The organism is Pseudomonas sp. RIT-PI-q (genome assembly GCF_001297125.1).
Lineage (GTDB): Bacteria > Pseudomonadota > Gammaproteobacteria > Pseudomonadales > Pseudomonadaceae > Aquipseudomonas.
On record NZ_LHPC01000049.1, the window covers coordinates 88,039 to 102,003 of the forward strand.

The 13,965-nt window shown below is 59.7% G+C and carries 11 protein-coding genes; 3 read left to right on the forward strand and 8 right to left on the reverse strand.

The features are described 5' to 3' along the window. Window positions 1-33: 33 nt before the first annotated feature. On the reverse strand, window positions 34-1,236 hold the full coding sequence (locus AEQ67_RS25560) for an MFS transporter (RefSeq protein ID WP_059406563.1): 1,203 nt from the start codon (window positions 1,234-1,236) through the stop codon (window positions 34-36). A gap of 94 nt (window positions 1,237-1,330) precedes the next feature. Here AEQ67_RS25560 and AEQ67_RS25565 point away from each other — a divergent pair, with 94 nt between their 5' ends. After that, window positions 1,331-1,777, forward strand: a complete 447-nt coding sequence (locus AEQ67_RS25565) for a winged helix-turn-helix transcriptional regulator (RefSeq protein WP_059406564.1) — start codon at window positions 1,331-1,333, stop codon at window positions 1,775-1,777. Window positions 1,778-1,883: 106 nt separating this feature from the next. Here the strand turns inward: AEQ67_RS25565 and AEQ67_RS25570 are convergent, their stop codons facing one another. After that, window positions 1,884-3,035, reverse strand: a complete 1,152-nt coding sequence (locus tag AEQ67_RS25570; RefSeq protein WP_059406565.1) for a M14 family metallopeptidase — start codon at window positions 3,033-3,035, stop codon at window positions 1,884-1,886. 482 nt (window positions 3,036-3,517) lie between these two features. Next, window positions 3,518-3,859: a DUF6124 family protein gene (locus AEQ67_RS25575; protein ID WP_059406566.1), complete on the reverse strand. Its 342-nt coding sequence runs from the start codon at window positions 3,857-3,859 to the stop codon at window positions 3,518-3,520. 129 nt (window positions 3,860-3,988) lie between these two features. Here AEQ67_RS25575 and AEQ67_RS25580 point away from each other — a divergent pair, with 129 nt between their 5' ends. Next, window positions 3,989-4,636, forward strand: coding sequence for a LexA family protein (locus AEQ67_RS25580; protein ID WP_059406567.1), 648 nt, complete (start codon window positions 3,989-3,991; stop codon window positions 4,634-4,636). Between the two features lie 39 nt (window positions 4,637-4,675). Here AEQ67_RS25580 and AEQ67_RS25585 read toward each other — a convergent pair whose 3' ends face one another. From AEQ67_RS25585 to AEQ67_RS25600, 4 genes are all read right to left on the reverse strand, one after another. Beyond that, the gene (locus AEQ67_RS25585; protein WP_059406568.1) at window positions 4,676-6,631 is read right to left on the reverse strand and encodes an acetyl/propionyl/methylcrotonyl-CoA carboxylase subunit alpha; all 1,956 of its coding nucleotides are present in this window, start codon (window positions 6,629-6,631) and stop codon (window positions 4,676-4,678) included. After that, window positions 6,631-7,446, reverse strand: coding sequence for a gamma-carboxygeranoyl-CoA hydratase (locus AEQ67_RS25590; protein ID WP_059406569.1), 816 nt, complete (start codon window positions 7,444-7,446; stop codon window positions 6,631-6,633). Before AEQ67_RS25590 ends, AEQ67_RS25585 begins: the two co-directional genes overlap by 1 nt. Before the next feature lie 111 nt (window positions 7,447-7,557). After that, window positions 7,558-9,165: a carboxyl transferase domain-containing protein gene (locus AEQ67_RS25595; RefSeq protein WP_059406570.1), complete on the reverse strand. Its 1,608-nt coding sequence runs from the start codon at window positions 9,163-9,165 to the stop codon at window positions 7,558-7,560. Window positions 9,166-9,177: 12 nt separating this feature from the next. Next, the gene (locus AEQ67_RS25600) at window positions 9,178-10,341 is read right to left on the reverse strand and encodes an isovaleryl-CoA dehydrogenase (RefSeq protein ID WP_059406571.1); all 1,164 of its coding nucleotides are present in this window, start codon (window positions 10,339-10,341) and stop codon (window positions 9,178-9,180) included. A gap of 250 nt (window positions 10,342-10,591) precedes the next feature. On the opposite strand from AEQ67_RS25600, the gene AEQ67_RS25605 reads away from it, so the two are divergent. Further along, window positions 10,592-12,289: an AMP-binding protein gene (locus tag AEQ67_RS25605; protein WP_059406572.1), complete on the forward strand. Its 1,698-nt coding sequence runs from the start codon at window positions 10,592-10,594 to the stop codon at window positions 12,287-12,289. Between the two features lie 690 nt (window positions 12,290-12,979). Here AEQ67_RS25605 and AEQ67_RS25610 read toward each other — a convergent pair. Next, window positions 12,980-13,879 carry a hydroxymethylglutaryl-CoA lyase gene (locus tag AEQ67_RS25610; RefSeq protein WP_059406573.1) on the reverse strand — a complete coding sequence of 300 codons (900 nt, stop codon included), beginning with the start codon at window positions 13,877-13,879 and terminating at the stop codon, window positions 12,980-12,982. Window positions 13,880-13,965: the final 86 nt, after the last annotated feature.

Sequence of the window (13,965 nt, forward strand, 5' to 3'; positions counted from 1 at the left end):
AGCCGGACGCAGGCTTCGCCCGCTGCTACATGGTCAGTGTGAGGCGGCTTCCAGCGGTTGGGTCTGGGTGGCGAGTGTTCGCCACCAGTAAATCAATGCCACGGCGTTGATGCTTGCACCTAACAGGCACACACCCATCCACCCGGCCCAGGCATACATCGCCGTTGAACCGATCGAGCCCAGGGCGCTGCCAATCGAATAAAACAGCATGTAACCGGCGGTGAGTCGACTTTGGGCTTCGGGGCGCACGCTATAAATCATGCTTTGGCTGGTGACATGCACGGCCTGCAAACCCAGATCCAGCGTGATCACCCCAAGCAGCAAGGCCCACAGTGAGGACTGGGTGAGCGCGATAGGCAACCAGGAAACCAGCATCAATAACAGTGACAAACCGCTGGTCCATTGACCCCAGCCACGACCGGCCGGATGCCCGGCGCGGGCGGCAGCCAAGGCGCCGGCGGCCCCTGCCAGTCCGAATAATCCGATTTGGGTGTGGGACAACGACAGCGGCGGTGCGCTCAGCGGCAACACCATGGGCGTCCACAACACCATGGCGCTGGCGAAGGTCAGCAGCGCCAGGATGGCCCGTTGACGCAACACCGGTTCTTCCTTGAACAACGTGAACACCGAGCCGATCAACGCGCTGTAACTGCTGCGGGTTTTGGCGGCTTCATGCTTGGGCAGCACGCGGAACAACAGCAGCGCCATCACCAGCGTCAAACCCGCCGACAACAGATAGATCGAGCGCCAGCCGGCCAGGTCAGCCATGCCGCCGGACACTGTCCGGGCCAGCAAAATACCGACGACGATGCCGCTGGTAATCACACCCACCACACGCCCTCGTTGCGCCGGCACTGCCAACGTCGCGGCATAGGCCACCAGCACCTGAGTCACGACCGCGAGCAAACCGGTCAACGTCATTCCGATCAGCAGCCAAGCGCTGTTCGAGGCCAGAGCGATCATCAACAAGGCCAACACTGATAAAAGGGTTTGCGTGACGATCAAACGTCGACGGTTCAGCAGATCGCCGAGCGGCACCAACAGCAACAATCCGACGCCATAACCGACCTGAGTGAGCGTGACGATAATGCCGATGGTTGCCGTATCCATGGCGAACGCCTTGGCCATGGCATCGAGCAGCGGCTGTGCGTAATACACGTTGCCAACGGCGAGTCCGCACGCGACAGCAAATAGCAGCACCACGCCAGTGCTGAGAATTGGTTGATTGGGCTTCATGCCAGGCTCCTAAAGTGGTTTCTAAATAAAACCAGTTGTACGGTAAGGAGTCCGGTTTTATATTGCAACCACATTTGTTGTCGAGAGCGTATTCATGGCCAAACGTACAAGCATGGAAGACGCCGAATGCCCGGTTGCCCGTTCACTGGATGCCATTGGCGATTGGTGGTCATTGCTGATCGTGCGCGATGCGTTCGATGGCATCCGCCGGTTCGGTGAGTTCCAACGCAATCTGGGCATGGCGAAAAACATTCTCTCGGCGCGCCTGCGGACGCTGGTGGCCCACGGGATATTCGACCTGGTGCCGGCCTCGGATGGCAGCGCTTATCAGGAATACGTGCTGACCGAGAAAGGCAAAGGCCTGTTCCCGTTGATCATTGGATTGCGACAGTGGGGGGAGGCGTTTTTCTATGAGGCAGGGGAGGCGCGTTCGCGGGTGGTTGACCGAGCTCATGGGCAGCCCGTGCGCCGGTTGGAGTTACGCGCCGAGGATGGACGTTTGCTGGGTCCGGAGGATTGTGTGCGGGTTGTGGCTGAGTGAAACGTCAAAAGATCGCAGGCTTCGCCAGCTCCTACAGGGTTTTGTGTACACCTGTAGGAGCTGCCGAAGGCTGCGATCTTTTGATCTTGATACGTGAAAACGATGATCAGCGTAGGGTATTGACCATCTCCGCCACCGTCGTCAACACATCCTTCCCCAACTGCTTCGATCGCTTCCCCGACCACCCAGTCAACGCATTCGGCGCGTCATTATTGTCCTTGAACGGCATCTCCAACGTCAGCGACAAGCAGTCAAATTTTTGCCCAACGCTGTTGCACGCCAGCGTCATGTTGGCCTTGCCCGGCTCATCTCGGGTGTAGCCGTGCTTGGTCTGGAAGTCTTTGGTCAGGTGCTTCAAGTGATCGCGGAAGTGGGTTTCGAGCTTCTCGATCCGCGGCGTATAACCAGGATTGCCTTCGCAACCGGCGGTGAATACGTAGGGAATTTCTTCATCGCCGTGGATGTCGAGGAACAGGTCGACGCCGTACTTTTCCATCTGCTGTTGTACGAAAAACACTTCCGGGCTGATTTCCTGGCTGGCGCTCTGCCACGCGCGGTTCAGGTCCTGGCCCATGGCGTTGGTGCGCAGGTGACCGTGGAAGGCGCCGTCCGGGTTCATGTTCGGCACCAGGTACAGGTCGGCGCTGGCCAGCAGTTTGTTGAGGACCGGGTCGTCGTGTTTTTCCAGGCGTTCGATCACACCTTCCATGAACCATTCGGCCATGTGTTCGCCCGGGTGTTGCTGGGCAATCATCCAGACCTTGCGCTGACCTTCGGCGCCAGTGCCTTTACGTAGCAGCTGAATATCACGCCCTTCGGCGCTCTTGCCGGTGGCCAGCAGCTCGGTGCCAGCCTTGGTCAGTGCCTGCTCGATCAGCCAGTCATGACGGCCACGGCTGTAGGGTTCGAAGTAGGCGAACCAGGCGTGGGTAGCCGTGGCTTCGAGGCTGAAGCGCAGGCAGTCGCCTTCGAAGATGGTCGGCACCCGGAACCAGTTGACGTGGTCGTAGGAGGCTACGGCCTGATAACCATCCCACGCCTTGTTGTACGAAGATTTGCTGGCATTGTTCAGACGAAACCAGTGCTCCTGACCGACGTGCAGACCGCTGGCCTTGAAGTGGAACCACTGAAAGTGCGGGCTGCGCGTGTCTGGCTTGATGGCCAGCAGGGCTTGCAATGGGTTGCTGATGTCCAGCACTTCAATGTTGCCACTGTCGAAGTTGGCACTGATGTCGAAAGAGGATTTAGCCACGGTCATAGTCGATTCCTGATTATGATTTTATGGCTGCTACTTTACACGCTGGGAAGGGAAAAACCGGGGGAAATTGCGGGGTGAAAGGGGGGCGTCCTCCTTGACGCCGACGCAGCTTAGAGACTGTGCGATTGATTCTCAAGTGCTATTTTTCATTAGTTTGGCCCAATGATGCCGGGCATCTCTTGCCAACGGACATTCTTTTGATATCATCCGCGCCATTCGAATTTGCAGCACCTAAAGACTTCATTAGCCTGAAGGTAAAGCCAGAATAACTGGCAAAAAAAAGACCCGGCAAAAAGCCGGGTCAAAAACCGTGATTAGCCTGATGAGGAGAGAGTCCAGGAGACCGACCTAAGGTTCCTTGGACAATCGACTGATCTCGCGACCAGCTACATGCAATAATAATCATTCTCGTTTGCAAGTCAAATGATTTTATCTGCGCGATTGGAAAATTCTTTCCCGTCCTCCTCGTAAACACCTCCGTCTCACCTGTTCTGATGGTCCTCCAGGGACCGATCCACCATCGCCTTGGCCATGTCGATCATGTGCACGGTCGAAAACGCCAGATCCCGAGGTGCGCCTTGCAGGTTGTTGGCTGACTCGAAGGCTGTCGCGGCGGCACAACGCAGCAGATCTGACGCATGAACCAAAGCCTCTTCGCAGCTGATGTTGCGGTTCACATCAAAGAAGCGTTCCTCGACCACCTCTTCTGAAACAGCTGGTTTCAAGTAATAGTCCAGCGCGCGCTGCGCAGCGGCAGAGCCTTGGGGGGAGGTGAGGCTGGTGTCGATTTGCATGTCAGGCAGGTCATTGCTGGGGATATTCATGGCGGGGGCAAGCTCCGTGTTAGATTCAGATCCGTGAACCAATCCTAGTACGAAGTGTATTTGTGACGAGAATTTAAATACTACAAGTTGTGTTTTGATGGCCGGAGGCGCCCACGTATCGTGCCGCACATGGATAAATGGATTGAATTGGTCAAGGCCAAGATGAGTGAACTCAAAGTCACTCAAGAGATACTCGCTGAACGCCTCGGGATGTCCCAGGGCGGCGTCGGCCACTGGCTGAATAAACGTCGCGAGCCCGGCATCGACAACATGAATCGCGTGTTGAAAGCGCTCGGAATGGACTTTCTCGAAGTGGCGCTGGTGATCCGCGAGCCACTCGTCCCGGACGCTGACGAGATACCGCTGGCGCACAAGTACAACCCGTACTTCCGCTATCCGGTCAGCGACTGGCGGGAGCCGGCTGAGGCGCGCGAGGGTGAGCTGAAACTGTGTAGCAAGGAGCGCTATGAGCTGACCGACTACCACGCCCAGGGCCCGGCTTTCTGGTTGAGTGTGGTGGGCGATGCGATGACCGCGCCCAGCGGTATCAGTATCGCCGAGGGCATGATGATACTGGTGGACCCGGCCATTGTGCCGGAACCCGGAAAACTGGTGATCGCGCGGTGGCAGGACAGCGCCGAGGCGACGTTTCGCAAGCTGATCGAAGAGGGCGGGCAGCGTTACCTGGTCCCGCTCAATCCGACGTATCCGAAAGCCCTGTTCACCGAAGAGTGCCGAATCATCGGCGTGGTGGTTCAGGCAACAGCCAAGTTCTGATCAGATCGGTCCTCGCAAGGCGTAGGACCGATCTTCGTTTCAGGCTTCTTCCAACTCGACCAGCGCGCTGCCTTCGCTGACCATCTCGCCTTCCTGGCAATACAACGCCTTGATCACGCCTGCGTGTGGCGCACGAATGCTGTGCTCCATCTTCATCGCTTCCAGCACCACCAGCTGCGCCCCGGCCTCGACCGTTTGCCCGGCCTCGACCAACACCCGCACGATGCTGCCGTTCATGGGCGCGGTGAGCCCGCCTTGATGGCTATGACTGGCTTCGACGGCACTGATCGGGTCATAAGACTCGATGCGGCGCAATTCACCTTCCCATTGCAGGTACACGAAATCACCACGGCGGATTGCCCGATGCTGGCGGCGTACGCCGTCGTGCTCGGTCAGCAATTGTTCGCCCTTGAGCTGTGCCGTGTGCGCATCGGACGCGCCCAGGGTCAGCGCCCGGTCTTGCCCTTCGCAGCTCAAGTGCAGGGTGATTTCTGTCGGCAGGCCCGCGCGGAAACCGTTGCTGTTGGCCCACGGCGAACCCAGGTCATCGGCGCGGGTTGAGCGCGGCTGGCTCTGGGCAAACGCCTGGGCGGCGGCTTGCCAGAACTCGTCGCTGAGGTCGGCAGGTGCTGGCAGCAGTTGTTCCTGATAACGCGGGATGAACCCGGTATCCAGTTCAGCCGCGGCAAACGCCGGGTGGCCGATGATCCGGCGCAGGAAGTTGATGTTGGTCTTGAGCCCGCCAATCGCAAATTCATCGAGCATGCTCAGCAAGCGCAGCCGCGCCTGTTCACGGTCCTCGCCCCAGGCAATCAGCTTGCCGAGCATCGGGTCGTAGAATGGCGAGATCTCATCGCCTTCCTCGACGCCACTGTCGACACGCCGCCCCGGACCTTCGGCGGATTCGCGATACAACTCCAGACGCCCGGTGGCCGGCAGGAAATCATGGCTCGGGTCCTCGGCATACAGCCGCACTTCGATCGCATGGCCTACCAGCGGAACCTCGGCCTGTGTCATTGGCAGCGCTTCGCCACGGGCGACGCGAATCTGCCAGGCCACCAGGTCGAGGCCGGTGATGGCTTCGGTGACCGGGTGTTCGACTTGCAGGCGCGTGTTCATTTCCATGAAGAAGAACTCGCCGCGCGAGTCCAGCAGAAACTCAACGGTGCCGGCGCCGACGTAACCGATGGCTTGTGCCGAATGCACAGCGGCTTCGCCCATGGCGCGACGCAATTCCGGGCTCAGGCCGGGAGCCGGTGCTTCTTCGACGACTTTCTGGTGCCGGCGCTGAATCGAGCAGTCACGTTCGTTGAGGTACAGGCAATTGCCGTGCTGGTCGGCGAACACCTGGATTTCCACGTGGCGCGGCTTGAGCAGGTATTTCTCCACGAGCATCCGCGAATCGCCGAACGAGGATTTCGCTTCACGCTGGGCCGAGGCCAGGGCTTCGGCCAGTTGGCTGACGTCCTCGACCACTTTCATGCCTTTGCCGCCGCCACCCGCCGTGGCTTTGAGCAGCACCGGATAACCGATGCGCTCGCAGGCATCGCGGAAGGTGTCGAGGTCTTGCGCTTCACCGTGATAGCCCGGCACCAGCGGCACGCCGGCGGTTTCCATCAAGGCTTTGGCGGCGGATTTGCTGCCCATGGCGTCGATGGCCGAGGCGGGCGGGCCGAGGAAAATCAGGCCCGCTTCTTCGATGGCGCGGGCGAACCCGGCGTTCTCGGAAAGAAAGCCATAACCCGGATGAATCGCCTGTGCGCCACTGGCCTTGGCGGCGGCGATCAGTTTGTCGATTTGCAGGTAACTGTCGGCGGCTTTGCTGCCACCGAGGTCGACGCGGATATCCGCTTCGCGGCTGTGCCGAGCGTCACGGTCGGTGGCGCTGTGCACGGCCACGGTGGTCAGGCCCAGAGCCTTGGCGGTGCGCATCACGCGGCACGCGATTTCGCCACGGTTGGCCACCAGCAGAGAGGTAATGACAGGTGCGCTCATCAACGCGGCTCCTTGGTGGTGGTTGCGGCTTGCCAGCTCGGCGGACGTTTTTGCAGAAAGGCCCGCAGACCTTCCTGGCCTTCGGGGCTGACGCGAATTCGGGCGATAGCGTTTTCGGTGTAGCGACGCAGGGCCGGGGTCAGCGCACCGTTGCCGACTTCGCGCAGCAAGTCCTTGCTGACGCGCATGGCGGCCGGGCTGTTGAGCAGCAGGTTGTCGATCCACTGTTCGACGTTCTGTTCCAGCTCAGCCGCCGGATAACTCTCCGACAACAAGCCGATTTCCCGTGCCCGTTGCCCGCCGAAACGTTCGGCGGTCAACGCATAACGGCGTGCCGCGCGCTCACCGATGGCTTGCACCACGAACGGGCTGATCACCGCCGGGGCCAGGCCGATGCGCACTTCCGACAGGCAGAACTGCGCGTCATCGGCACCGATGGCCATGTCGCAGCAACTGATCAGGCCCAGCGCGCCGCCGAATGCCGCGCCTTGCACAACGGCCACGGTCGGAACTTTCAGCTTCGCGAGGTTGTACATCAACTCCGCGAGTTCCCGGGCGTCGTCGAGGTTGGTGTGGTAATCGAGTTCGGCCGATTGCTGCATCCAGGCCAGGTCGGCGCCGGCGCTGAAGTGTTTGCCACGGCCACGCACCAGCAGGAATCGCAGGCTGGCATCGCTCGATACCTTGTCCAGGGCGAGGATCAGTTCGCGGATCATTTCGGCGTTGAAGGCGTTGTTCTTTTCTTCACGGCTGAGCCACAGGGTCGCAAAACCCCGTGGGTCGGTCAGCAGTTCGAGGGTGTTGAAGTCGCTCATATTCTTCCGTTCTCCACGGCACTGTGTAGGAGCTGGCTTGCCAGCGAAGGCGGCCTTGAGCCTTGCAGCGCCGATGAAGACGCCTTCGCCGGCAAGCCGGCTCCTACAGGATCACATCCGGAACACGCCGAAGCGGCTCGGTTCGATTGGCGCGTTCAGCGACGCCGACAAGGCCAGGGCCAGTACATCGCGGGTCTGCGCCGGGTCGATGACGCCGTCGTCCCACAAGCGCGCGCTGGAATAATACGGATGGCCCTGTTCTTCGTACTGGTCGAGGATCGGTTGCTTGATCTCGGCTTCCTGCTCGGCGCTGAAACCCTGGCCACTGCGCTCAGCCTGTTCCCGCTTGACCTGCACCAGCACGCCAGCCGCTTGTTCGGCACCCATCACACCGATCCGCGCGTTCGGCCACATCCACAGGAAACGCGGATCGTAAGCCCGGCCGCACATACCATAGTTACCGGCGCCGAAGCTGCCACCAATGATCACGGTGAATTTCGGCACCTTGGCGCACGCCACGGCGGTCACCAGTTTTGCGCCGTGCTTGGCGATGCCGCCAGCCTCGTATTTCTGGCCGACCATGAAGCCGGTGATGTTTTGCAGGAACAGCAACGGAATGCCACGCTGACAGGCCAGTTCGATGAAGTGCGCGCCTTTCTGCGCGGCTTCGGCGAAGAGGATGCCGTTGTTGGCGAGGATCGCGATCGGGTAACCGTGCAAGTGGGCAAAGCCACACACCAGCGTCGTCCCGAACAGCGCCTTGAACTCGTCGAACACCGAACCGTCGACCAGCCGCGAAATGACCTCGCGCACGTCGAACGGCTGCTTGGCGTCCGCCGAAACAACGCCGTACAACTCGTCGCTGCTATAAAGCGGCGCGATCGGCGTGCGTTGCTGCACTTCGCCGAGCTTGCGCCAGTTGAGGTTGGCGATGCTGCGTCGTGCAATGGCGAGGGCGTGTTCGTCGCTTTCCGCGTAATGGTCGGCGACCCCGGAAATCTTGCAGTGCACATCGGCACCGCCCAGGTCCTCGGCGCTGACCACTTCACCGGTGGCGGCTTTCACCAGCGGCGGGCCGGCGAGGAAAATCGTCGCTTGCTCGCGCACCATGATCGCTTCGTCGGCCATGGCCGGCACATAAGCACCGCCCGCCGTGCACGAACCCATGACCACCGCGATCTGCGGAATGCCCATGGCGCTCATGTTGGCCTGGTTGAAGAAGATCCGGCCGAAGTGTTCGCGGTCCGGAAACACTTCATCCTGACGCGGCAGGTTGGCGCCGCCCGAGTCCACCAGATAAATGCACGGCAGGCGGTTTTGCTGGGCGATGGTTTGGGCGCGCAGGTGTTTTTTCACGGTCAGCGGGTAGTACGAGCCACCTTTCACGGTGGCATCGTTGGCGACGATCATGCATTCGACGCCTTCGACACGGCCGATCCCGGCAATTACGCCAGCAGCTGGAACGTCTTCGCCGTACACCTCGTAGGCCGCCAGTTGGCTGATCTCAAGAAACGGCGAGCCCGGATCGAGCAGACGATTGATGCGCTCGCGAGGCAGCAATTTGCCCCGCGAAGTGTGGCGTTCTTGAGCCTTCGGGCCGCCACCTTGCTGCACTTGGGCGAGCAAGGTGTGCAGGGCGTCGACCTGTTTGAGCATCGCCGCGCTATTGGCGGCAAACTCCGCCGAACGGGGGTTGAGCTGGGTATGCAGGATAGCCATGGACAGCTCCGTTTAGCGGGTTTCGTTGAACAGTTCGCGACCGATCAGCATGCGACGGATCTCACTGGTGCCGGCGCCGATTTCGTACAGCTTGGCGTCACGCAACAGACGGCCGGCCGGGAATTCGTTGATGTAGCCGTTGCCACCGAGAATCTGGATCGCGTCGAGGGCCATTTGCGTGGCGCGTTCGGCGCTGTAGAGGATCACCCCGGCGGCGTCCTTGCGCGTGGTTTCGCCGCGCTCGCAAGCCTGGGCGACCGCGTAGAGGTAGGCGCGGCTGGCGTTGAGTTGGGTGTACATGTCGGCGACTTTGCCCTGGATCAGCTGGAATTCGCCGATGCTCTGGCCGAACTGCTTGCGGTCGTGGATGTACGGCACGATCAGGTCCATGCACGATTGCATGATCCCGGTCGGGCCGCCGGACAGCACGACGCGTTCGTAATCGAGGCCGCTCATCAGCACTTTCACGCCGCCGTTGAGCACGCCGAGGATGTTTTCTTCCGGCACTTCAACGTCGTCGAAGAACAGTTCGCAGGTGTTCGAGCCGCGCATGCCGAGCTTGTCGAATTTGTTGCTGCGGCTGAAGCCTTTGGAATCACGTTCGACGATGAACGCGGTAATGCCGTGAGGACCTTTTTCAAGGTCGGTCTTGGCGTAGATCACATAGGTGTTGGCGTCCGGGCCGTTGGTGATCCAGGTTTTGCTGCCGTTGAGGACGTAGTGATCGCCGCGTTTGTCGGCGCGCAGTTTCATCGACACCACGTCGGAACCGGCATTCGGTTCGCTCATGGCCAGGGCGCCGATGTGTTCGCCGCTGATCAGCTTCGGCAGGTATTTGATTTTCTGCTCGTGATTGCCATTGCGGTTGATCTGGTTGACGCAGAGGTTGGAGTGCGCGCCGTAGGACAAGGCGACCGAGGCCGAGCCACGGCTGATTTCTTCCATGATGACTACGTGCGCCAGGTAACCCAGGCCAGCGCCGCCGTACTCTTCCGGCACGGTAACGCCGAGTAGGCCCATGTCGCCGAATTTGCGCCACAAGTCGGCGGGGAACAGGTTGTCGATGTCGATCTGAGCGGCGCGCGGGGCGATCTCTTTGGCGACGAAGGACTGAACCTGATCGCGCAGCATGTCGATGGTTTCACCGAGGGCAAAGTTCAGGGATGGGTAGCTCATGGGTCACCTTTTGGCTTTTTTGTAGGGCGGGGAGGGCAGTGATTTGGCTCTCACCTTTACGTTAACGTAAGCCTGTGACGAATGGCTGTCAATCACCCTTTACGTTAACGTCAACTTAGGTGATTCTGTAGGAGCCGAGCTTGCTCGCGATGGACGTTAACGAAGACGGGTGCTGCCTGAATTTACGCGGTGCTCCGACGTCCTTCGCAAGCAAGCTTGCTCCTACACAATAAAGACAATAGGGGTCGTCATGGATCAACCCAGTGCAAGCCCGCAGCGCAGCTATACCCGTGGTTCCCAGGATAAATCCTTGCTGGCGATGACCATCGGTCAGGCATTCGATAACACCGTCGCGCAGTACCCGACCGGGGAGGCGCTGGTCGTGCGTCATCAACAGTTGCGCTACACGTGGCAGCAACTGTCCGCAGCCGTGGACGTGCATGCCCGGGCGCTGCTGGCGCTGGGTTTGCAGACCGGTGATCGTCTGGGCATCTGGGCACCGAACTGCGCCCAGTGGTGCATCAGCCAGTTCGCCAGTGCGAAAATCGGTGTGATTCTGGTCAACATCAACCCGGCCTACCGCAGCTCCGAACTCGAATACGTATTAAAGCAGTCCGGCTGCCAATGGCTGGTCTGCGCCGGTGCCTTCAAGACTTCCGACTATCACGCCATGCTGCAAGGGCTGGTGCCGGAGCTGGCGGAGCAATCCATCGGCAAGTTGCAGTGCGAACGCCTGCCGGAGCTGCGCGGGGTTATCAGCCTGGATGCGCAGCCGCCCTCGGGTTTCCTGCCGTGGTCGCAACTGGCCGATCTGGCTAATGGCATCTCGGTTGAACACTTGCACGAGCGCCAGGACAGCCTGCATTTCGACCAGGCGGTAAATATCCAGTACACCTCCGGCACCACCGGTTTCCCCAAGGGCGCGACCCTCAGTCACTACAACATTCTCAACAACGGGTACATGGTCGGCGAAAGCCTCGGCCTGAGCGCCGATGATCGGCTGGTGATTCCGGTGCCGCTGTATCACTGCTTCGGCATGGTCATGGGCAACCTCGGTTGCATCACCCACGGCAGCACCATGATTTACCCCAACGATGCGTTCGATCCGCTGCTGACCCTGAGCACCGTCGCCGAGGAAAAGGCCACCGCGCTGTATGGCGTACCGACTATGTTCATCGCCATGCTCGATCAACCCAAACGGGCAGAGTTCGATCTGTCGAGCCTGCGCACCGGGATCATGGCCGGGGCGACCTGCCCGATCGAGGTCATGCGCCGGGTCATCAGTGAAATGCACATGAGCGAAGTGCAGATTGCCTACGGCATGACGGAAACAAGTCCGGTGTCGTTGCAGACCGGTCCGTCAGACGAGCTGGAATTGCGCGTCACCACCGTCGGCCGCACCCAACCGCAACTGGAAAGCAAAATCATCGACGAAGCGGGCAACCTCGTACCGCGCGGCACCATCGGTGAGCTGTGCACTCGCGGTTACAGCGTGATGCTCGGCTACTGGAACAATCCGCAAGGGACGGCGGAAGCCATCGACCAGGCGGGCTGGATGCACACCGGTGATCTGGCGAGCATGAACGACGAGGGCTACGTGTGCATTGCCGGGCGGAACAAGGACATGATCATCCGCGGCGGTGAGAATATTTACCCCCGCGAGCTGGAAGAGTTCTTTTTTACCCACCCGGCGGTGGCGGACGTGCAAGTGATCGGCATTCCGTGTTCGCGTTATGGCGAAGAGATTGTCGCCTGGATCAAATTCCACCCGGGCCACAGCGCTACCGAGCAGGAACTGCAAGCCTGGTGCAAGGAGCGCATCGCGCACTTCAAGACACCGCGTCACTTCAAGTTCGTCGAGGAATTCCCGATGACCGTGACCGGCAAGATCCAGAAATTCCGGATGCGCGAGATAAGCGTCGAGGAGTTGCGTAGCCGGCAAAGCTGACAAGGCCTTCTGTAGGAGCGAGCTTGCTCGCGAAAGGCGTCAACGATAACGCGTGCAGTCTGGATCAACGCGGTGTTTTTGAGTTCTTCGCGAGCAAGCTCGCTCCTACAGAGGGGCGGTGTAAAACTTAAATGCCAGAAAGCACAAAGGGGAGCCGAAGCTCCCCTTTAATTTTGTCGTTGCGCGTGCTCTTTTTTTATTATTGAGGGGCGGTCTGTTTTTGTTTTTAGAAACCGTGACCCTTTACCGCTGTTTTTATCGATCCCCATCCGGGATCAAGAGCAAACGTATTTTTTTGAGCGCTGATCTACTTTTTCGCTGAGCGATCCAACCAGTTCGGGAGCTACCTGAAGGTAGTTTTATTGTTCTCTGCCCGGTTGCGGGTGACTTCGAAAAGCACCCTGAAAAGCACATCCTCTCCAAAAAAATCTGTTAGCTGCGTCTCTGCCGTGTTGTTTTTGTTATGTCAGAGTCGTTACGTCTTATTTTTATTAGGTTTGCCGCTTTTTTTGTTCTTGTTATGCAATAGAGATAGCAGAAGCCGTGCCAACTTTTAAAAACCCTTATAAATCAACGTCTTGTGGTTTTGTAGGATTTTTCGTTCGGTCAAACGCCGACAATTTGTTTCCGTGTTACTCGCTTTCGCCCACGTTTTTGAGGGTGCGGTAACACCCGGACACATCCGCGCGCTCACTGTGCGCTGCGAGCCTTGGCCACGCGCGAACCGGTAGGGCGTCCCAGCACGCTGCAAATTTGCTGGCCGGCCACAATCAACGCGTCGAGGTCGATTCCGGTCTCGATGCCCAAGCCGTTGAGCAGGTAAACCACGTCTTCGGTGGCGACGTTACCGCTGGCGCCCTTGGCGTAGGGGCAGCCGCCGAGGCCGGCAATGGAACTGTCGAACACCGCGATGCCTTCGAGCAGGCTGGCGTAGATATTGGCCATGGCTTGGCCGTAGGTGTCGTGGAAGTGCCCGGCCAGTTTCTCACGCGGCACCTGGGCCGAAACCACTTCGAACATCTTGCGGGTCGCGCCAGCGGTGCCGGTGCCAATGGTGTCGCCGAGGGACACTTCGTAGCAGCCCATTGCGTAAAGCTCGCGAGCGACCCGGGCGACTTGTTCCGGCGCAACGTTACCTTCGTAAGGGCAGCCGAGCACACACGACACGTAACCGCGCACGCTGACGCCATGCTGTTTGGCGGCGTCCATGATCGGCACGAAACGCTCCAGGCTTTCGCTGATCGAGCAATTGATGTTGCGCTGGGAAAACGCTTCGGAGGCCGCCGCGAACACCGCGACTTCCTTGACCCCGGCGGCGATGGCGTCTTCAAACCCGCGCAGGTTGGGGGCGAGTGCGCCATAGGTCACACCTGGCTTGCGCTGGATTTGTGCGAAGACCTCGGCGGAACCGGCCATCTGCGGCACCCATTTGGGCGAAACGAAACTGCCGACCTCTATATAGCCCAGGCCGGCGGCGGTCAGCGCGTCGACCAGTTGCACCTTGTCCGCAACGCTGATGGGTTGGGCTTCATTCTGCAGACCGTCGCGAGGGCCGACTTCGACCAGACGTACGTGAGTGGGTAGGGACATGGGGATTGACCTGTCTAATTGTATGAATACTCACAGAACCCTGTAGGAGCCGAGCTTGCTCGCGAAAGCGGTATGTCCTTCAACAT